The organism is Shewanella sp. SR43-4, from assembly GCF_014163845.1.
GTDB lineage: Bacteria > Pseudomonadota > Gammaproteobacteria > Enterobacterales > Shewanellaceae > Shewanella > Shewanella vesiculosa.
Genome location: NZ_JACJEB010000003.1, coordinates 337121 through 357868 on the forward strand (window position 1 = coordinate 337121; position 20748 = coordinate 357868).

Genomic DNA, 20748 nt, shown 5'->3' on the forward strand with positions numbered 1-20748 from the left:
TAACAGGCAGCGATTTTGAACACATACTTGTGTTTGCCTCAAGCGTCTTTACTTCTATAAATACTTACGTAATGAATGGGCTAGAGTATTGGCAATATCACACTAGGTTTGTATAACGGCAATGTATAGATTAGGCGTTACATAGACTCTGCGTTGGCATTAATCTCTGCTTCACACTGCTCCGTTGGTTCTTTAACACCTCGATGCTTTTCTTCTAGATCCCACCGAGCTTGGTTTTATTTCTACGGTTTAGTGGTATCGGTGAATACTTGTCTGTGCAATAGAGCAATCAATAAACTCACAGGCCTAAGGCAATGTTATTTCTAATCGTTTTCATCATAAGCCAATGTCTCTGACGTATTGGGTAGCGTTTAGAGTAAACCCATTATCTGTCAGTACATAGTGGTATTAGAAAGTGCAATAATGGCTTGATTAACACTGTCTATGGTGGCGTTTTTTAAAAATAAATCCATTTGTGCAATTACAGTGACCGAATTCTCATGTCATAAAGGCGCAGGATCAATTTGAGACGGTCGTTTTAAAGGCAAGTGTATCTAGTGTGTGTCCTTTCTAACTGTTGATGTCTGCCAACCACAAAATAGCAAACTTTGTATAATAGTTAACAATTTGGCAGGTTTATTGCTGTTTGTGATGTTGATGTTGTTAAAGAAAGCTAACAATTTCGATTGACATCTGTTCGCTCAATGATTAATTTAAACGGGTGTTTAAATTAACTTGGGTCTTGGAATGGCAAGTCGTACTGATACAAAAACAAGAATACTCGACGCAGCTGAAAAGTTGTTTGCTGAAAGAGGTTTTTCTGAAACGTCGTTGCGACTGATCACCAGTAAAGCTGAAGTCAATTTGGCATCGGTCAATTACCATTTCGGTTCGAAAAAAGAATTAATTCGCGCAGTACTCGCAAGATACTTAGATGTATTTATGCCAAGCGCTGCGATAGAAATTAAACGCATACATCATGCGCCTGAAGATGCGTCACTAAATGAAATTTTTTCTGCTTTAATTAAGCCATTACTCGAGCTTAACAAAGTGCGCAATGGCGGCACGATTATTTTCTTGCAGCTGTTGGGTCGTGGTTACATTGAAAGCCAAGGGCATTTACGTTGGTTTATCACCACGCATTATGGCGAACATTTAGCGACTTTTGTGCAAGCCGTATCGGCCAGTGCACCGCATATTCCCGCAGCTGAAATGTTTTGGCGTTTGCATTTCACCCTCGGGACGATAGTATTTACCATGGCTTCTGCAGATGCGTTAAATGAAATTGCCGCTGCTGAGTATGGTGAACATAACAACATTGAAGCGATTCTTCGTAAAGTCATCCCCTACATGGCAGCAGGTGTTGCTGTTCCTGTGTTAACAAACTAAGAAGGTATAAAATGAGTATCGTCATATTGCTAGTTATAGCGATCATTGTCCTCTTTGGCGTACGTAATATCAGGATGCAATTTATTACGCGTCCAGTATTTTCGTTCTTCAAAAAAGTGTTACCTCCTTTGTCGAGTACCGAGAAGGAAGCAATGGAAGCGGGTGATGTTTGGTGGGAAGGTGAGTTATTCCGTGGTAAGCCAAACTGGAACACCTTACACGGCTACGGTAAGCCAACGTTAAGTGCTGAAGAGCAGGACTTTATAAATAATCAAGTTCAAACCGCATTAACCATGATCGACGATTTTGATATTGTTCATAATCGCAAAGATTTACCGCCAGAGTTGTGGCAGTACTTTAAAGAGCAAGGTTTTTTTGCGTTAATTATTCCTAAAAAATTTGGTGGTCGTGAGTTTTCTGCTTATGCAAACTCAACCATAGTAGCAAAAATTGCTACGCGCAGTGTCAGTGCGGCGGTTACCGTTATGGTGCCTAATTCTTTAGGCCCTGGTGAGTTACTTACGCATTATGGTACTAAAGAACAAAAAGAACGTTGGTTACCTTCACTGGCTGTGGGTAAAGATATTCCATGTTTCGCATTAACAGGTCCAGAAGCGGGCAGTGATGCTGGTGCTATTCCTGATGTCGGTATTGTGTGTCGCCGTGAGTTTGAAGGCGAAGAGACATTAGGCTTAAGTTTAACCTGGAACAAGCGTTACATTACTTTGGCTCCTGTCGCGACGGTTTTGGGATTGGCCTTTCAAATGCGCGATCCTGACGGATTGTTAGGTGATGTTAAAAATATAGGGATCACCTGTGCGCTTATCCCAACAGATCATCAAGGTGTTGAAATCGGTCGTCGTCATAACCCATTAATGATGGCGTTTATGAACGGGACAACCAGTGGTGAAGATGTATTCATTCCATTGGATTGGATTATTGGTGGACCACAGTTTGCCGGCAAAGGTTGGCGTATGCTGGTTGAATGTTTGTCTGCTGGGCGCGGTATTTCATTACCTGCACTCGCTACGGCATCTGGCCATGTGGCGACCAAAACGACCACTGCTTATAGTTATGTTCGTCAACAGTTCGGTATGCCAATCGGACATTTTGAAGGCGTACAAGAAGCTACAGCGCGAATTATCGCTAATACTTACCAACTTGAAGCTGCTCGTCGTTTAACTACCCAAGGTATCGACTTAAAAGTGAAACCTTCTGTGGTGACCGCGATTGCTAAATACCACATGACCGAGTTAGGCCGTGATGTATTAGAGGACGCGATGGATGTTCAGTCTGGTAAAGGTATCCAATTAGGACCTAAAAACTATCTAGGTCATGCGTATATCGCCACACCTATTTCAATTACGGTAGAAGGTGCAAATATCCTGACTCGTTCATTGATGATTTTTGGTCAAGGAGCAACGCGCTGTCATCCATATGTTTTGGCGGAAATGGAAGCCGCAGCAATGGAAGATGAAACATCAGCTTTAGATCGTTTCGATTCATTGTTACTGGGTCATATTGGTTATGCCATTGGTAATGCATTACGCTCATTTGGTTATGCATTAACCGGAAGTCGTTTAGGCAGTGCACCAGTTAGTGGTCCGACTCAACAATATTATCGTGATATGACGCGGATCTCTTCATCGCTTGCGATAATGACTGATTTGTCGATGTTGATTATGGGTGGCGATCTTAAACGTAAAGAAATGATTTCTGCGCGAATGGGTGATGTATTAAGCCAGTTATACCTAGCATCTGCGACATTGAAATTGTTTGAAGATAATGGCCGTCAGCAAGATGATTTACCTGCTGTACATTATGTGATGACAGAGCGTTTACATCTAGCGGCAAAAGCACTTAATGATGCTATTCGTAACTTCCCGAGCAAAATCGCTGCGGTATTGCTACGAGTATTGATATTCCCATTAGGAAATCATTTCAATGCACCAAGTGATAAATATGCGGTTGATTTAGTTACTGGTATGCTCAAACCTGGACCTGCTCGTGATCGTATTACCTTCCTATGCAGTGATGTTGAAGGTGATGAAAGTGGTATCGCTGAAGTAGAGCAGGCTTTCTTGGCAAAATATGCTGCGAAAGATTTGTATAAGAAGCTAAAGAAAGCGCAACGTAGTGGTCATTTAAAATCTAAGCTGCCAATGCTTGAGTTATTTGAGCAAGCACTAGAAAAAGACATTATCACCAAAGCGGAACATAAACAGCTTGTTGAGGCAGATGTATTGCGTTTAGCGGCTATCAATGTTGATGATTTTGATAAAATTTAATCAGAATTAATAAAACCCTTTAATGGTTTTATAAAACCTTTGTGTAAATAGCCCTGACTCTGTCGGGGCTTTTTTTTACTATGGCAAACTAAATTAACAAGTTATCGGTCTGAGAAGGGAAATATCAAAGTGCATAAAGCAGAATATCTTAAAATACAGCCATAAAAAAGCCAATCCGGAGATTGGCTTTCAACTGCCGAGTCTACTGCAATATACCTGCTATTGAGTATGCCTCATGACATGCAATATCAATTAAGCAACGATCAATACTTTGCAAGTGTTAGTGCCACCAATGGTTTCCATCGCGTCACCTTTAGTCATCAGTACCATATCACCACTGACCAAATAACCTCTGCTAACCATACAGTTTAATGCTTCTTTAGCGAGCTCATCTGCAGGATATGCTGTTGAGTCAAACTCAATTGGCTGTACACCACGGTACATTGCCATGCTGGCCAATGTCTTTTGATGACGAGATAAAGCAAAAATTGGTAAACCAGAGCTGATACGTGACATTAATTTTGCTGTCGCGCCAGATTCAGTTAACGAAATAATGGCTTTAACGCCAGGCAAGTGGTTAGCCGCATACATGGTTGAAAGCGCGATAGTTTCTTCAACTGAAGAGAAACGCTGATCCATACGGTGCTTAGACACATTAACACTAGGATGTAATTCTGCACCTAAACAAACGTTCGCCATTGCCATAACCGTTTCTTCAGGGAAGTCACCAGCAGCGGTTTCCGCTGACAGCATTACCGCATCGGTTCCGTCTAACACAGCATTCGCCACGTCCATGACTTCAGCTCGTGTTGGCATCGGGCTTGAAATCATCGATTCCATCATTTGTGTAGCAGTGATCACGGCTTTGTTTAGTTGGCGAGAACGCTCAATTAAACGTTTTTGCACAGCAACAAGTGCAGCATCACCAATTTCAACACCTAAATCACCACGAGCAACCATCACAACATCTGAAGCGCGGATAACATCATCCATTGCTTCATCAGTTTCAACCGCTTCAGCACGTTCAACCTTAGCAACGATTAATGCGTAGCTACCGGCTTCTTGTGCAAGCTTACGTGCTAGGTCTAAATCAGCACCTGTACGAGGGAACGACACAGCAAGGAAATCAACATTGATCAATGCAGCCGTTTTAATGTCTGCCATGTCTTTTTCGGTAAGGGCAGGAGCGGTTAAGCCTCCACCTTTTTTGTTGATACCTTTGTTGTTCGATAACGGGCCAGCAACAGTAACAGTAGTAAAGACTTTATGGCCTTCAACACGGTCAACTTTCAGCTGCACACGACCATCATCAAGCATTAAGATATCGCCAATGACAACATCATCAGGCAGTTGCTTATAATCAATACCCACTTGATCCTGATCGCCTTCGCCTTTAGCTAAGTCAGCATCGAGGATAAAGTTATCACCCAAGTTAAGTTTGATTTTTTTGTTATCTTTAAAGGTAGAAATGCGAATTTTAGGACCTTGTAAGTCTCCTAAAATAGCGACATGTTTACCCAATTCTTTAGCAATTCTACGAGTATCCGTAGCACGCTTTAGATGATCTTCTGGTGAACCGTGTGAGAAGTTAAGTCTAACGACGTTAGCGCCTGCTGCGATAATTTTTCGTAAATTGTCATCGCGGTCAGTTGCTGGCCCAAGTGTTGTAACGATTTTAGTTCTGCGGAACATGAGATACTCCGTTAATGATAAGAAAGATTTTGTGTTAAATAGAATTTGGTTATTAAAGTGCTCTTGTGATCTTGGCACTAAAATGATGTCACTATATTAACAGACATTCTCAGTAAATGTAGTAAAGTTACCAACAAAAAGATCGTTTTTAATGTGTAATTTATGTGACAGTTTCGCGGTTTTTACAATAAAAAAGGCCAAACAGAATAAAGTGTTTGGCCTAGTGAACAATAATTGATGGCTATTTATGAGCATTTACGCGATCAAATAGAACTTAATTGTGTAATTATTTACCAGTTCTTTGGTAATCTTGGTGCAAAAGTCAGTTTAAAAGGTGGTTATTGTTGTTCAAACGAGCATAAAAATGACGGCTGTACATGAGTGTTAATTTAACAACCCATCAATTTAGATAGTCATATCCTTGTTTACCCGAGATTCTTTCAATACTTCTTTTACGCGTTTTAAATTATCACGGAAACGCGGACCACGGCGTAAGGTAAACCCTGTCGCGAGTACATCTATGGTAACCAATTGCGCTAAGCGTGACGCCATAGGTAAGTACATGTCAGTGTCTTCTGGTACTTCCATAGTGACAGGCAATGTACATTCAAAAGACAGTGGCGAGTTACGTGCCGTAATGCCGATGACTGCAGCGCCGTTTTCTCGAGCAATACGCGCTATTTCAATCAGTGATTTAGTTCGGCCAGTATGCGAAATTAATACCACTACATCGCCTTCATTACAGTTAATGCAGCTCATTCGTTGCATTAATACATCATCAAAACAAATCACTGGCACGTTGAAACGAAAGAACTTGTTTTGCGCATCATGGGCCACAGAAGCAGAGGCACCAAGGCCAAAAAACGAAATAGTCTTGGCTTGAGTGAGAATATCAACCGCTTTATTAATTGCCGAAGTGTCTAAACTCTGACGAGCCGTATCCAGCGATGCCATTGAAGATTCGAAGATTTTTGTTGTGTATGACTCTGGGGTGTCATCTTCTTCAACGTGTCGACTAACATAAGGTGTGCCGTTAGCAAGACTTTGAGCCAAATGTAACTTAAAATCAGGGAATCCCTTAGTGTCTAATCGACGACAAAATCGATTGACCGTAGGTTCACTAACATCGGCCATCTTTGCTAAGGTGGCAATACTTGAATGTATCGCTGTTTGCGGTGAGGCTAATATGACTTCGGCAACTTTACGTTCAGATTTACTAAATTGGGTAAGGCTTTTTTGAACCTTTTCAAGGGTATTCATAAGCAAGCATCCGCTAGAAAGTAGCTAAAAAGTAGGTAATGTAATTTTATATCATAACTTACAGGAATTACGTGAATTAAGTTATTTATTTACCGTTGATTATCAACTGTAGTTATTTTTCACGACATCGATCACGATTAAATGATTTGTAAGCCTTGGTGTTGGTGGAAAATCATAGCAGATAATAGATACTTGTGACTAGGTTAACAACAATACAAAAATTGCAAATTAAAGATGCAATATTCAAATTCTGTTGTTATATTACAACAAAAGTGTGCTTTTATTCATCTACCGAATTCGAACATGACACACACATATAATTAGGAGAGCTTTCAGCAATGGGCAAATCAATTGGAGCTAAGGCTTGCGACTTCGTACTTTTCGGTACTAAAGGCGATTTAGCTAGGCGTAAATTATTACCTTCTCTATATCAGTTAGATAAAGCAGGATTGCTTGATAAAGAAACCAAGGTAATCGGAGTAGCAAAAGACGCATTCACTCAAGAAGAGTTTGTTGCCCTAGTTACTAAAGCATTAAATACATTTGTTAAAGACGAACTTTGCCCCACCACGTTAGCGCGCTTCCTGAGTCGTTGTCATTATATCGGTACTAATTTTACAGATCCTGAAGGTTATAGTGCCTTCCACGATTTACTTGAACCAAGTAAACGCGTCATGGTGAATTATTTCGCAACTCCTCCTTCTATTTTTGGTGCTATCTGCCGTTGTTTACACGAGCAAGACCTTATTCAATCTGATACCCGTGTTGTGCTCGAAAAGCCAATTGGTACTGATTTAGAATCATCGCATGTGATTAATGACCAGGTTGCCGAGTTCTTTAACGAGAATCAGGTTTACCGAATCGATCATTATCTTGGTAAAGAAACCGTTCAAAATCTCATTGCCCTGCGTTTTGCTAACTCTTTATTCTCTTCTAAATGGGATAACCGCACCATAGATCATGTCCAGATCACGGTTGCTGAAGAAGTGGGTATTGAAGGGCGCTGGGGCTACTTTGATGGCGCAGGCCAAATGCGTGACATGATACAAAACCATTTATTACAAGTGCTGACCTTGGTTGCCATGGATCCTCCCGTCAATTTAGATGCTGACAGTATTCGTGACGAGAAAGTGAAAGTGCTTAAGTCACTGCGGCCAATTAACCAAGACAATGTGTATGAAAATACCGTTCGTGGTCAATACAGTGCAGGTTTCTTAAAAGGTTCACCTGTTCCTGGCTATCTTGAAGAAGAGGATGCCAACACTCAATCCCACACAGAGACCTTTGTTGCTATCCGTGTTGATATTGATAACTGGCGTTGGGCTGGAGTGCCATTCTATCTACGCAGTGGTAAGCGTATGCCCTTTAAGAGTAGCGAAATTGTGGTGTACTTTAAAAATCCACCTCATAACTTGTATCGTGCAAGTTACCGGAATCTGCCACCGAACAAGCTAACCATTCGTTTACAACCTCATGAAGGGGTTGAAATTCAGATGATGAACAAGGTTCCAGGGCTTGAGCAAAAGCAGCGTCTACAAACGACTAAGCTCGATTTAAGCTTCAGTTATACCTTTAAAACCGAACGTATTGCAGATGCATATGAACGTTTGTTGTTAGAAGCCATGCTCGGAAACCAAGCACTGTTCGTTCGTCGTGATGAAGTTGAGCAAGCCTGGAAATGGGTTGATGGCATCATTCAGTCATGGGAACAAAGTGGTGAAAAGCCTAAATCTTATCCTGCTGGCACATGGGGACCTGTGGCATCGGTCGCATTAATAACCAAAGATGGCCGTTCTTGGGACGAGTAGGGAGCTGACATGATTAAAGATACTGTATTTAAATCCTTCGACAATCCAGCAGATTTAGAAGCCAAACTAGCTGAGAAAATTGCCCAGCAACTACAAAATGCTGTGGATACTCGAGGCAAAGCCAGTTTAGTGGTTTCTGGTGGTTCAACACCATTGAAATTATTTGATTTACTTAGCCATAAAGTAGTCGATTGGGCTGACGTTTATGTCACTTTAGCTGATGAACGCTGGGTTAACGCTGATGAAAAAGATTCAAACGAAAGGTTGGTTCGCCAGCATTTACTGCAGAATCGTGCCTCCAGTGCCAAATTTCGCGGCTTAAAAAATATGTTTGCGACCCCTGAAGCGGGTTGTGATATGACCAGCGAGTCGTTAGCTAATTTCCCGCGTCCCTTTGATGTGGTGATATTAGGCATGGGCACTGATGGGCATACATGCTCTTGGTTTCCTTGCAGTGCTGAACTCGATAATGCATTAACTACCAAAGATTTATGCGTTGCAGTCAATCCGACAACTGCTCCTCATGCACGTATTAGTTTGTCTAAAGATGCCATTTTAAATAGCCGTCAGATTTATTTGCATCTCGTCGGAGAACCAAAGCTAACTGTTTATCATCAGGCTCTTGAGAATGATGATGTTACCCAAATGCCCATTAGAGCCGTATTAGCGCAGCGTAAAACGCCCGTTGATGTGTTCTATAGCGCGTAAGGAGTTTTACCATGCACTCAGTAGTACAAGCCGTCACCGATAGAATTATTGCACGCAGTAAACAGTCTCGTTCAACGTATTTAACGGCCTTAAATGATGCCAAAGCAAAAGGTGTTCATCGTAGCGCCCTAAGTTGTGGCAATTTGGCTCATGGATTCGCGGCCTGTCAGCCAGCGGACAAAGACTCTTTACGTCAACTAACGAAAGCCAATATTGGTATTGTCACCGCTTTTAATGACATGTTATCAGCACACCAACCTTACGAAACCTACCCAAATATGCTTAAACAAGCGTGTATGGATGTCGGCAGTGTTGCACAGGTTGCTGCAGGTGTACCTGCTATGTGTGATGGTGTGACTCAGGGTCAACCAGGCATGGAGTTAAGTTTACTGAGCCGTGAAGTTATTGCTATGTCTACCGCGATCGGCTTATCGCATAATATGTTTGATGGTGCGCTACTACTGGGTATTTGTGACAAAATTGTACCGGGACTATTAATCGGTGCCTTAAGTTTCGGCCATTTACCTATGCTATTTGTGCCTGCTGGTCCAATGAAGTCTGGTATTCCGAATAAAGAAAAAGCCCGTATTCGTCAGCAATTTGCTCAAGGTCAGGTTGATCGCGCGGCGCTACTTGAAGCAGAAGCTAAGTCATATCATAGTGCTGGTACTTGTACCTTCTACGGTACGGCTAATTCTAACCAGCTAATGCTTGAAATAATGGGCTTACAGCTACCTGGCTCATCGTTTGTTAATCCTGACGATCCATTACGCGATGAATTAAGCAAAATGGCCGCGAAACAAGTGTGCCGTTTAACATCTATGGGCACACAATATACACCAATAGGTGAAATCGTTTCTGAGAAATCAGTAGTTAACGGAATTGTGGGAATTCTTGCGACAGGTGGTTCAACGAACCTGACTATGCACATAGTGGCAGCTGCTCGCGCCGCAGGCATAATTGTAAACTGGGACGACTTTTCTGACTTATCTGATGCCGTGCCACTGTTAGCGCGTGTGTATCCTAATGGTCATGCTGATATTAACCACTTCCACGCCGCAGGTGGTATGGCGTTATTAATCAAAGAGCTACTCGATGGTGGTCTATTGCATGAAGATGTGAATACTGTCGCCGGTCAGGGCCTACGTCGTTACACCCAAGAACCTCGCCTACTTGATGGGCAACTTAAATGGGTTGATGGCGTGACAGAAAGCTTAGACAAAGAAGTGTTAACGCATCTTGATACCCCATTCCAACAGAACGGTGGCTTGAAATTACTCAAAGGTAATCTTGGCCGTGCAGTGATTAAAGTGTCTGCAGTACCCGATAAAAATCGTGTAGTAGAAGGACCTGCGATTGTCATTGATGATCAAAACAAGCTTGATGCGCTATTCCAGGCCGGTGAGCTTGATCGAGACTGTGTTGTTGTCGTCAGAGGCCAAGGCCCTAAAGCTAATGGTATGCCAGAGCTGCACAAGCTCACACCATATCTTGGCACTCTGCAAGACAAAGGTTTTAAAGTTGCATTAGTGACCGACGGCCGTATGTCTGGTGCCTCAGGTAAAGTTCCTGCAGCAATTCATTTAACTCCAGAAGCGCTTGACGGTGGTTTGATAGCCAAAGTTGAAAATGGCGATCTGATCCGGGTTGATGCTTCAACAGGTGAGTTAACCCTTTTTGTTGATGAGAAAACACTGGCAAGCAGAACAGCAGGCGTGGTCGATTTACACCATTCAAGTTATGGCATGGGCCGTGAATTATTCGGTGCATTACGCAGTAGCTTAAGCAGCCCTGAAACAGGTGCCCGCAGTACACATGCTCTTGATGAATTATATTAAAAATAAAGGAAGTCGGTATTATGATTGAGCCTAATAACTGGTTACTCCAGCCACAAGATGTATTTAAACGCAGCCCGATTGTTCCTGTGATGGTGATTAATAAAATAGAGCATGCAGTGCCTTTGGCTAGAGCCTTAGTTGCTGGCGGTATTAGCGTACTTGAAGTAACACTTCGAACACCTTGTGCGCTTGAAGCCATTGCTAAAATAGCTAAAGAAGTGCCAGAAGCTTTAGTGGGTGCGGGAACTATTTTAAATCAGACCCAATTACAACAAGCAATTGATGCTGGTTCACAATTTATTATTACTCCAGGTGCAACGGTTGATTTGCTAAAAGCGGCTAAAAAAGGCACTGTGCCATTAATTCCTGGTATCGTTAGTATTTCAGAAGTTATGGTGGGAATGGAGTTGGGTTATACTCATTTCAAATTCTTCCCTGCTGAAGCTTCTGGTGGCATTAATGCACTAAAATCTTTCTCTGGTCCACTTTCGGGTATTCGTTTTTGTCCAACAGGTGGCATTAGCCCTGCGACGTATAAAGACTACCTTGCACTGTCGAATGTAGATTGCATTGGCGGTAGCTGGATTGCCCCGACAGATGCAGTTGAAAATGAAGATTGGGATCGCATTACCCAACTGTGTAAAGATGCTTTAGCAGCGCTTTAATCTTTACCAATGAGTCTACCGTTGAAAAACCAGCTTATGCTGGTTTTTTTATGTCTTAAATTTGGCAGGGGTTAGTTTGTAGGTGATATAGACGAGTTGAACGACTAAAAATTGTTAATTGTAAGTAACTTGTAATAACATAGCGCTACTTAAAAATGGGCGGAACAGCCCGTTAAATGACTTTTGTTAGCACAAGGATATTTTTATGGTGCGCTTTTTAGATCATATGGCCCATGGTCATCGTTTGTTGTTGTCAGCAACATTCGCGTTATGCAGTATTTATTTTATTACTTTTTACTCCCCCCCAGTCGTTGCTAGCCCAATCCATGCTGAATTACCGAGACAATCTTTCAATTCTCAATGGCACCTTGGGGCTCATCAAAACCAAGGCCTATTGGTTGACAATGTGCCTAATTGGGTTACGCCAATAGCGTATGATTTACCAGATAAGGTTCCATCTTCAGAGCTTGCCGATGGGGTGTATTACTTGCTTATTGATGAGCAGTCTAAAGTCACCGCCGATGGCAGTCTAACTCAGTTTAATCATTATGCGACCAAAGCGATGACGCCCAAAGGCTTAGAAGCTGTCTCGCAAATTAGCATTACGTTTGATCCCGCTTATCAGAAAATTATTTTCCATAAGATGAATGTTATTCGGGATGGGGCGGTCATTGATAAAAAAGCAGACAGTGAATTTAATTTACAACAAGTCGAAAGTGGGCAGCGATTAATTTACGATGCCTCTAAAACGGCGAGCTGGTTTTTACATGATATTCGTGTCGGCGATATTGTTGATTATCAATACAGTATTGTTGGCACTAATCCTGTTTACCAAGGGATCTATTCAGATTCTCGACGGTTACAATGGGATGTACCCGTACATCAACAATTTTTGCGTATTATTTGGGGGAAAAAGCAACCGCTTAATTTTTCTGTTAATAATACTGAGATGAAATTTACGCAAACGCAATTAGGCAATGAAATTGATTATCAGCTGATGTTAAAAGACATGCCCGTGAGTAAGTATTATTCAGACGCTGCCAGTTGGTTCCATCCTTATGCTAGCGCTTATTGGTCTGAGATGGATTCTTGGCAACAGGTTAGAGAGTGGGCTCAGGCGCTCTTTGCGCCACAAATAGATCAAAATCAAGCAATTCAAGAATTGGTTAATCAATTCCGAAGTGCTGATACCCAAGCCGAACAAATCATGCTTGCGTTGAATTTTGTTCAACAAGATATTCGTTATTTGGGTATTGAAATTGGAGCCAACAGCCATTTACCCGCTAAGGCGAGCGATACATTGGCCAAGCGATATGGCGACTGTAAAGATAAATCTGTGTTATTAATTGCTCTACTTAGAGGATTAGGCATTCAAGCATCACCTGTTTTGGTTAATACCAAAGAGGGCAAAATCTTACAAGACTCCTTACCTCGAGCATCAGCATTTAATCACATGATAGTCAAAGTCAGCTTAGATAATAAATTTTACTGGTTAGACCCTACACTGCTGAATCAAAATGTTGCTTTACCGGTTGTGTTTCAACCCAATTATGGCTTCGCCCTTGTGGTTGGAGACAATACTCAACAACTTGAATTAATGGATTCAGCAGCAAGTGGTTCTCTTGTAGAATTTCATGAAGTGTATGATTTTACACAAGGAGTTCATGGTGAGGGGAGTTTATATGTCACAACCACTTATCAAGGAGAGCAAGGTACTCGTATTCGTGGACGATTAGCTGATATTGGCTTACAGTCTCTGTCAGACAATTATCAAAATTATTATAAAAATTCGTTTAATGATCTTGAAGTTGCTACGCCTATGTCTGTAAGCCAAAATACTGAAACCGGCACGACAATTTTTAAAGAACACTACGTAATCAAACAACCTTGGATAAAAGCTGACAATGGTAGTTTTGGTCTTAGCGTTTACGAAAGCCAAGTCTCCCCCTACATTTCCATGCCAGAAAGTCATGGACCAAGAATGTTGTCTTTGAGTCATCCCATTACTTTATCGGGTGATATTAAGCTTAAATTATTGGATCAGAAGTGGACATTTGATAAAGAAGTTTTGAACGAAACGAACCCCTTTTTTGATTTTAATTACAAAGTGACATTCGATGACTCTATAAATGAGCTGACATTAGCATATCATTATCAATCGAAAGTTGACCGTGTCGAAGCCAATGAAGTTGATCAATATGTTGCAGCATTACGAAATGTCGCTGATGTGGGCAGTTTTGGTCTGGTTGATTATGGTACTGCTTATTCCACGACGGCCTCAGATAATGATTTTATTGATGATTTAGACACAGATTCACGTATTTTACTCAGCTATGTTTTTTGCTTTTTTATCGGTACTTCGTTTTGTTTAGTTTCCTGGCTGCGAGAGAAAGCTCCTGCTGATGATGCCCAGTTCTACCCAGTATCCACGACCAAAATGTCTGTGATGATCTTTATGACTCTTGGTGTGTATATTTATTATTGGTGTTATAAAAACTGGCAATATATTCGCACGCTAGAGCAATCGTCAATTTGGCCGAGGGCAAGAGCCTTTTTTAACGTAGTCTGGTATTTCCCATTGTTTGCTAAGTTAAAAGCAAACAATGATGCTAGAGAGCAGCCCAAAAAGCTGATCTCAGAAACTACCGCCATTAGTTTATTCGTTGTTTATGTGATTGTGTCGATAACCTATTCAATGCGTGATGACTTTTATGTAGATGTGTTGATCCTCATTATTACTTTTTTACCGTTAGCGTTATACATTAACCGGATTAATGACAAAGCAGGAGCCGCATATCAACATAACTCTCGCTGGCGACTGCGTCATCTCGTCATAGGGCTGTGTGTTTTACCACTCTATTTGGTGAGTATTGCGTCAACTATTGGCTTGTCTAGTCAAGATGAGGTCATTGAAGGACAACAGTTGTGGAGCCGAGATATTACATTTTTACGCCAACATCAATTGATCAGTGAACAAGAGCTACCGGTATTATTTTACAGTCATCATTGGCTTAATAATCAAGTTGAAGGAAATGGTTTTAGTGCCACGAAGGTGTTTTCATATTGGACTGAAAATGGCAAGTTTATCTCGTATTCAGTGGCAATTGCTGATATCAAAGATATCACCACTGAGTTAAATGAACAAAAGGATCAATTATCCACCATCATGATAGAGCCTTTGCAAGGCGAAGCATTTAGGCTGGTTGTTTCCAATTCTAAAAACAAAGACAGTCAATTTGTTGAGCAGCTCACTGCGTTGTGGAAAACGAGTCAAAATGAATAATTTGAATACATCGACTGTTTTAAGGTATTAGCACATGAAAACTATTGGCATGATCGGCGGCATGAGTTGGGAGTCGACACTCAATTACTACAAAGCCATTAATCAAGGAGTAAAGTCCGCGTTAGGTGGCTTACATTCAGCGAAAGTGTGTTTATACAGTGTCGATTTTGCTGAAATTGAAACCTTACAACATCAAGGTTTGTGGCAACAAACAGCATTGTTATTGACCGATGCCGCTAAAGCTGTTGAGGCCGGTGGTGCTGATTTTTGTTAATTTGTACCAATACCATGCACAAGGTTGCCGATGAGATACAAGCCGAAATAGGCATCCCAATTTTGCATATTGCAGATGCCACAGCCAATGCGCTACTTGCCGATGGTATTAGCAAAGTGGGCTTGCTCGGCACCCGTTTTACTATGGAGCAAGACTTTTATAAACACCGTATTAGCGACAATTATCCTATTGAGGTTATGGTGCCGAATACGGCAGATCAGACCATTGTTCATGATGTAATTTATCAAGAGTTATGTTTAGGGCAGATTAATGAACAGTCTCGTCAGGCTTATTTATTGATTATTGATAAGTTGTTTGCCCAAGGAGCCGAGGCGGTTATTTTAGGCTGTACCGAGATTGCATTATTGGTGCAGCAACAACATACCCCAGTGCCTTTGTATGACACGACGCTAATCCACGCTAATAGTGCAGTGAAGTTGGCTTTAGATAATCATGATGAGACCTAATATCTGATTATGCTCGAAAGCTAGTATCGGTTGCCTCGTTTAATATCGATAGATAAAAAAACGCCTTACACAAGTGTAAGGCGTTTATCATTTCTAATAGCGCTTTTGGTTAGTCTTTGTAAGCACGGCCATAGAAGCTATCGAGTAACACTTGCTTAATCTCGCTGATTAATGGGTAACGAGGGTTAGCACCTGTACATTGATCATCAAACGCGTCTTCTGCAAGTAGATCCAGTTTTGCAATAAAATCTGCTTCATTAACACCGGCTTCTTGAATCGATGCAGGAATACCAATGATCTTTTTCAGCTCTTCGATTTTATCTATTAGTTTGTCTACTTTTTGCTGATCCGTTTTGCCGCCTAGCTTTAAATGATCTGCAATTGCAGCATAACGGCATAATGCTTTAGGGCGGTCGTATTGACTGAAGGCCGCTTGTTTAGTTGGCATATCTGTCGCGTTAAAGCGGATAACGTTAGAGATTAATAATGCATTAGCTAAACCATGAGCCAAGTGGAACTCTGCACCCAGTTTGTGCGCCATTGAGTGACAAACTCCTAAGAATGCATTGGCAAAAGCAATCCCCGCTATTGTCGCACCATTGTGTACTTTTTCACGAGCGACAGGGGCTTTGGCACCTAACTCATAAGCATCAGGCAAGTATTTCACCAATAAATCGAGCGCTTGTAATGCTTGGCCATCGCTGTATTCGTTTGCCATTACACTGACATAAGCTTCTAACGCGTGAGTTATTGCATCAATACCACCAAAAGCGGTTAATGACTTGGGCATGTTCATCACAAGGTTAGGGTCAATAATCGCGATATTAGGTGTTAATTCATAATCTGCAATAGGGTATTTCTTGCCTGTGACCTCATCGGTGACTACTGCAAACGGAGTCACTTCAGAACCGGTACCCGATGTGGTAGGTATCGCTACCATTTGGGCTTTAAGTCCCATTTTAGGGAACTTATAAATACGTTTACGGATGTCCATGAATCGCAATGCTAAATCAGCAAAGTCGACATTAGGGTGTTCGTACATTACCCAAATAATTTTAGCTGCATCCATTGGTGAGCCACCACCTAATGCAATAATTACATCAGGTTGGAAACTTTGTGCCACTTTAGCACCTTGGCGCACAATGGCTAAGGTTGGGTCTGCTTCTACTTCATAAAACACTTCTGTTTCTAGGCCCTGTGCTTTAAGGATTTTTAATGTCTCGTTGCAATAGCCGTTATTAAATAAAAACTTATCAGTAATAATTAATGCACGTTTTTTGTCGCTTAATTCTTCTAATGCGATTGGTAAGCTACCACGACGGAAGTAAATTGATGATGGAAGCTTATGCCACAACATGTTTTCAGCCCTCTTAGCGACCATTTTTTTATTAATTAAGTGGCTTGGGCCAACGTTTTCAGAAATTGAGTTACCGCCCCATGAACCACAGCCTAGGGTTAATGACGGTGCTAATTTGAAGTTGTATAAATCACCAATACCACCTTGAGAAGCAGGGGTGTTAATCAAAATACGTGCAGTTTTCATTCTAAAACCAAAGGTTTTAACACGTTCTGTCTGAGTGTCTTGATCGGTATACAAGCCTGAGGTATGACCGATACCACCTAAGGTCACTAAGGCCTCTGCTTTATCCATTGCTTCGTTAAAGTCTTTGGCTTTATACATACCTAACAACGGAGACAATTTCTCGTGGGCAAATGCTTCCGCATCATCAATATCGTTAACCTCCCCAATTAGTACTTTAGTATTACTGGGGACTTCAAAGCCTGCCATGGCCGCAATAGCTACCGCACTTTGACCAACGATATCAGCATTAAGGCCACCATTTTTAAGAATGACATTTTGCATCGCCGCAGTTTCAGCTTTAGATAAAATATGACCACCGTAATGAGCAAAACGTTCTTTAACATGCTTATATATACTGTCTACTACAATCACGGCTTGTTCAGACGCACATACAACACCGTTGTCGAAGGTTTTTGACATTAAAATAGAGCTAACAGCACGTTTAATATCAGCGGTTTCGTCGATCACGATAGGAGTGTTACCCGCACCAACGCCGATAGCAGGTTTACCAGATGAGTAGGCGGCTTTCACCATGCCTGGACCACCAGTGGCTAAAATTAAATTAACTTTTGCGTGGGTCATTAATTGGTTTGATAATGCAACACTGGGTTGATCTATCCAGCCAATAATATCCTTAGGCGCACCAGCCGCTACTGCTGCATCTAATACTATTCTCGCAGCGGTAGTCGTTGAGTTTTTGGCTCTTGGATGTGGAGAAAAAATAATCCCATTACGAGTTTTTAAACTAATAAGCGCTTTAAAAATAGCGGTCGATGTTGGATTAGTGGTTGGCACAATACCGCAAATAATGCCGACAGGTTCGGCAATGGTGATGGTACCAAAGGTGATATCTTCGGAAAGAATTCCGCAGGTTTTTTCATCTTTATACTTGTTATAAATATATTCAGATGCGAAGTGGTTTTTAATCACTTTATCTTCTAATACACCCATACCCGTTTCGATTACCGCCATTTTAGCCAATGAAATACGCGCATCTGCAGCAGCAAAAGCAGCGGCTCTAAAAATGGCATCTACTTTTTCTTGGCTAAAGTTTGCAAATTCAGCCTGAGCCTTGGCAACGCGTTCTACTAATAAATCAAGTTCTTGTATATTGGTGACTGTCATAGTGGTTTCCTTTAAAAACATTCAACAAAGCAGTTTTGCAAAACATTCTTTGTAAATAAAATTACATCTTCTAGGGGCTGTTTGTTGTGATGATGACCACAAAATCGTAATAATTGGTAATTTTATTACGGTTTAGGTGTTTTTGAATCAGTAATATCGCATCTTAATAAGGCTTTGATTTCACTATCACTTAAAACACCCTAGTACACAATACTATGATTATTTATGTTATTTACAGCATGAAAGCCTTGTTTACATAACGAATTAACAGGCCTTCGTTGAGTGAAATTGGTTGGTATTAAAGCATTAGTCATTGTTTTATATTTAAAACGGTATGTTTCTTGTTCACTTTTATAAGTGACTCTGAAGCAAATTATTAACCAATGTAAAAATACAGCATTGAAATTTAATAATATTTTATTCCTTGCTAGCCTACATAAGCAATGCCTAAAGTTTGTTTAGCTTATTTAATTGAAGATTTGTGATTGACATCAATATTTATAAAAGGGAATATGCTCACTAGGAGGGCATTTGCTCATTTTGTGTTTTTAGAGTAATTGAATGGCTTTAGTGATCTATACACGCCTTATGCAGCATTAGTGGGCCTATCAACTATGACGATATTGGATAAATGATTGTTATTTGATGTCCAACAAGCTGTAAAATGGATTTATAGTTCTGATTTATAGCGTTAAGGCGGGTATATGAACACTGATACACAATTGATTATTTTTGACTGTGATGGCGTGATTATCGACAGTGAAGTCATTAGTGCCAGGGTGTTAATCGACAAACTCGCCGAGTTGGGCTGCACCATTGACATGGCGTTTGTACAAGAACACTTTTTAGGTTGTCAATTTACAACTGTAGCAGACAAGGTGAAGCGTTTATTGTCTACCAGCTTACCTCAACATTTTGAGGAAGAGTATCGACAGCAATTACTTGTAGAATTTGAAAAAAATTTAACGGTAACAGATGGCATCAAATCAGTATTGTCTAGCTTGAAAGTACCATATTGTATTGCAACCAGTAGCAGTTTACCCCGAACAACGAGAGCATTAGAGGTGGTGGGATTAACCGAGGTGTTTGGCAGTCATATCTTTACTGCAAGCCAAGTTAAACAAGGCAAACCTGCTCCCGATTTATTTTTATATGCAGCAGACGCAATGGGCGTAAAGCCTCAGCATTGTTTAGTCATAGAAGACAGTTATTTTGGTGTAAGTGCTGCAATTACAGCTAATATGGACGTGATTCATTATGTTGGCGGTGGTCATATTATCGATCGCCTTGATAATCAATTACACCGAGTATCACAAGTATTTCCAACAGTGCCAGTATTAAGTCATTGGCAGAATTTTGTTCGTTTAATGCCAGCATTAGTGCGTTGATAGTGCATAAAAGGGATAGCATGGATACCAAATCAAACTCTGAACTCGCAAGACTAGAGCAAGCTGCACGTGCTGCCTGGCTATATTATGTTGCTAAAAATACTCAAGATGAAATCGCTCAAAAATTAGAAGTATCAAGACAGTCTGCACAGCGTTTAGTTGCTTTAGCCGTGAGTGAAGGCCTAATTCAAGTCCGTTTAGACCATCCAATTGCTAAATGCATGGAATTGGGACATCAACTGACCCAGGCCTTTAACTTACTAGAATGCGAAATTGTACCAAGCGATCCCGCTGACAGCAGTTCGGTTCATGGATTAGCACAAGGTGGCGCGAGTGTACTAGAGCGTTATTTAAAGTCCGAACAGCCAAAAACGTTAGCTTTTGGCACTGGCCGTGCACTTAAAGCGTGTATCGATGAATTACCTTCAATGCAGTGCCCACAGCATAAAATCGTATCGTTATTGGGCAATATGATGCTCGACGGTTCAGCATCTGCTTTTGATATCGTAGTGAGTATGGCCAATAGAGTACAGGCTAAGCACTACCCAATGCCGTTGCCCGTTATTGCCAGCTCGGTAGCTGAGAAACAGCTTTTGCATGACTTGGCGCCGGTAAAAAGTATTTTTGAATTAGTCAAACAAGCTGATGCGACTTTTGTCGGAATAGGCCACATGGGCATAGAGCCACCATTACTACTTGACGGTTTCATTAATCAGTCTCAGTTAGATGCATTAGTTAATAATGATGCTATCGGTGAAATCATTAGTTGGGTTTATAACCAACAAGGACAATTACTTGATAACTCAATCAATCAACTGGTGATGAGCTCACCGTTAAATATTGACTTAACCAATCCTGTCTATGGTATCGCGGCAGGGCAGCAAAAAGTGGATGCGATATTTGCTGCATTACAAGGCCGATTAATTAATTCATTAATTACCAATGAATATACTGCTGAAAGATTATTGGCTAAGCTAAAAT

The 20748-nt window shown here is 41.1% G+C and carries 12 protein-coding genes and 1 pseudogene; 10 read left to right on the forward strand and 3 right to left on the reverse strand.

Features of this window, described 5'->3' with window-relative positions:
- Positions 1 to 747: 747 nt before the first annotated feature.
- Both H5123_RS05235 and H5123_RS05240 read left to right on the forward strand, forming a co-directional pair.
- A complete protein-coding gene (locus tag H5123_RS05235; protein WP_124014981.1) occupies positions 748 to 1389 on the forward strand; it encodes a TetR/AcrR family transcriptional regulator in 642 nt (213 codons plus the stop codon).
- 11 nt (positions 1390 to 1400) lie between these two features.
- On the forward strand, positions 1401 to 3677 hold the full coding sequence (locus H5123_RS05240) for an acyl-CoA dehydrogenase (protein ID WP_182697241.1): 2277 nt from the start codon (positions 1401 to 1403) through the stop codon (positions 3675 to 3677).
- A gap of 252 nt (positions 3678 to 3929) precedes the next feature.
- Here H5123_RS05240 and pyk read toward each other — a convergent pair whose 3' ends face one another.
- Together pyk and H5123_RS05250 are read right to left on the reverse strand one after the other, a co-directional pair.
- Entirely contained in the window at positions 3930 to 5369 is a 1440-nt protein-coding gene (pyk, locus tag H5123_RS05245; protein ID WP_124014979.1) for a pyruvate kinase, read from the reverse strand.
- A gap of 405 nt (positions 5370 to 5774) precedes the next feature.
- The gene (locus H5123_RS05250; RefSeq protein ID WP_124014978.1) at positions 5775 to 6629 is read right to left on the reverse strand and encodes a MurR/RpiR family transcriptional regulator; all 855 of its coding nucleotides are present in this window, start codon (positions 6627 to 6629) and stop codon (positions 5775 to 5777) included.
- Between the two features lie 338 nt (positions 6630 to 6967).
- On the opposite strand from H5123_RS05250, the gene zwf reads away from it, so the two are divergent.
- The 6 genes and pseudogenes from zwf (at position 6968) to H5123_RS05280 (ending at position 15672) form a co-directional block, all read left to right on the forward strand.
- Positions 6968 to 8437: a glucose-6-phosphate dehydrogenase gene (zwf, locus tag H5123_RS05255; RefSeq protein WP_182697242.1), complete on the forward strand. Its 1470-nt coding sequence runs from the start codon at positions 6968 to 6970 to the stop codon at positions 8435 to 8437.
- Positions 8438 to 8446: 9 nt separating this feature from the next.
- Positions 8447 to 9145: a 6-phosphogluconolactonase gene (gene pgl / locus H5123_RS05260; RefSeq protein WP_182697243.1), complete on the forward strand. Its 699-nt coding sequence runs from the start codon at positions 8447 to 8449 to the stop codon at positions 9143 to 9145.
- Between the two features lie 11 nt (positions 9146 to 9156).
- Positions 9157 to 10983, forward strand: coding sequence for a phosphogluconate dehydratase (edd, locus tag H5123_RS05265; protein WP_182697244.1), 1827 nt, complete (start codon positions 9157 to 9159; stop codon positions 10981 to 10983).
- A gap of 20 nt (positions 10984 to 11003) precedes the next feature.
- On the forward strand, positions 11004 to 11648 hold the full coding sequence (locus H5123_RS05270) for a bifunctional 4-hydroxy-2-oxoglutarate aldolase/2-dehydro-3-deoxy-phosphogluconate aldolase (RefSeq protein WP_124014974.1): 645 nt from the start codon (positions 11004 to 11006) through the stop codon (positions 11646 to 11648).
- Between the two features lie 205 nt (positions 11649 to 11853).
- On the forward strand, positions 11854 to 14931 hold the full coding sequence (locus H5123_RS05275) for a DUF3857 domain-containing transglutaminase family protein (protein WP_182697245.1): 3078 nt from the start codon (positions 11854 to 11856) through the stop codon (positions 14929 to 14931).
- A 34-nt stretch (positions 14932 to 14965) separates the two neighbouring features.
- Positions 14966 to 15672: pseudogene (locus H5123_RS05280) on the forward strand (aspartate/glutamate racemase family protein).
- A 109-nt stretch (positions 15673 to 15781) separates the two neighbouring features.
- Here H5123_RS05280 and adhE read toward each other — a convergent pair.
- Positions 15782 to 18379, reverse strand: a complete 2598-nt coding sequence (gene adhE / locus H5123_RS05285; RefSeq protein ID WP_182697246.1) for a bifunctional acetaldehyde-CoA/alcohol dehydrogenase — start codon at positions 18377 to 18379, stop codon at positions 15782 to 15784.
- A 704-nt stretch (positions 18380 to 19083) separates the two neighbouring features.
- On the opposite strand from adhE, the gene H5123_RS05290 reads away from it, so the two are divergent.
- Together H5123_RS05290 and H5123_RS05295 are read left to right on the forward strand one after the other, a co-directional pair.
- Complete coding sequence (locus tag H5123_RS05290) at positions 19084 to 19767, forward strand: HAD family hydrolase (protein ID WP_182697247.1); 684 nt, start codon at positions 19084 to 19086, stop codon at positions 19765 to 19767.
- 20 nt (positions 19768 to 19787) lie between these two features.
- On the forward strand, positions 19788 to 20748 hold a 961-nt coding region (locus H5123_RS05295; RefSeq protein WP_124014969.1), incomplete at its 3' end, for a sugar-binding transcriptional regulator.

What these genes read in the sequence shown, in the direction of transcription:
- H5123_RS05235 (WP_124014981.1), top strand. Translation starts at nt 748, where the DNA reads ATGGCAAGTCGTACTGATACAAAAACAAGAATACTCGACGCAGCTGAA.
- H5123_RS05240 (WP_182697241.1), top strand. Translation starts at nt 1,401, where the DNA reads ATGAGTATCGTCATATTGCTAGTTATAGCGATCATTGTCCTCTTTGGC.
- pyk (WP_124014979.1), bottom strand. Translation starts at nt 5,369, where the DNA reads ATGTTCCGCAGAACTAAAATCGTTACAACACTTGGGCCAGCAACTGAC.
- H5123_RS05250 (WP_124014978.1), bottom strand. Translation starts at nt 6,629, where the DNA reads ATGAATACCCTTGAAAAGGTTCAAAAAAGCCTTACCCAATTTAGTAAA.
- zwf (WP_182697242.1), top strand. Translation starts at nt 6,968, where the DNA reads ATGGGCAAATCAATTGGAGCTAAGGCTTGCGACTTCGTACTTTTCGGT.
- pgl (WP_182697243.1), top strand. Translation starts at nt 8,447, where the DNA reads ATGATTAAAGATACTGTATTTAAATCCTTCGACAATCCAGCAGATTTA.
- edd (WP_182697244.1), top strand. Translation starts at nt 9,157, where the DNA reads ATGCACTCAGTAGTACAAGCCGTCACCGATAGAATTATTGCACGCAGT.
- H5123_RS05270 (WP_124014974.1), top strand. Translation starts at nt 11,004, where the DNA reads ATGATTGAGCCTAATAACTGGTTACTCCAGCCACAAGATGTATTTAAA.
- H5123_RS05275 (WP_182697245.1), top strand. Translation starts at nt 11,854, where the DNA reads ATGGTGCGCTTTTTAGATCATATGGCCCATGGTCATCGTTTGTTGTTG.
- adhE (WP_182697246.1), bottom strand. Translation starts at nt 18,379, where the DNA reads ATGACAGTCACCAATATACAAGAACTTGATTTATTAGTAGAACGCGTT.
- H5123_RS05290 (WP_182697247.1), top strand. Translation starts at nt 19,084, where the DNA reads ATGAACACTGATACACAATTGATTATTTTTGACTGTGATGGCGTGATT.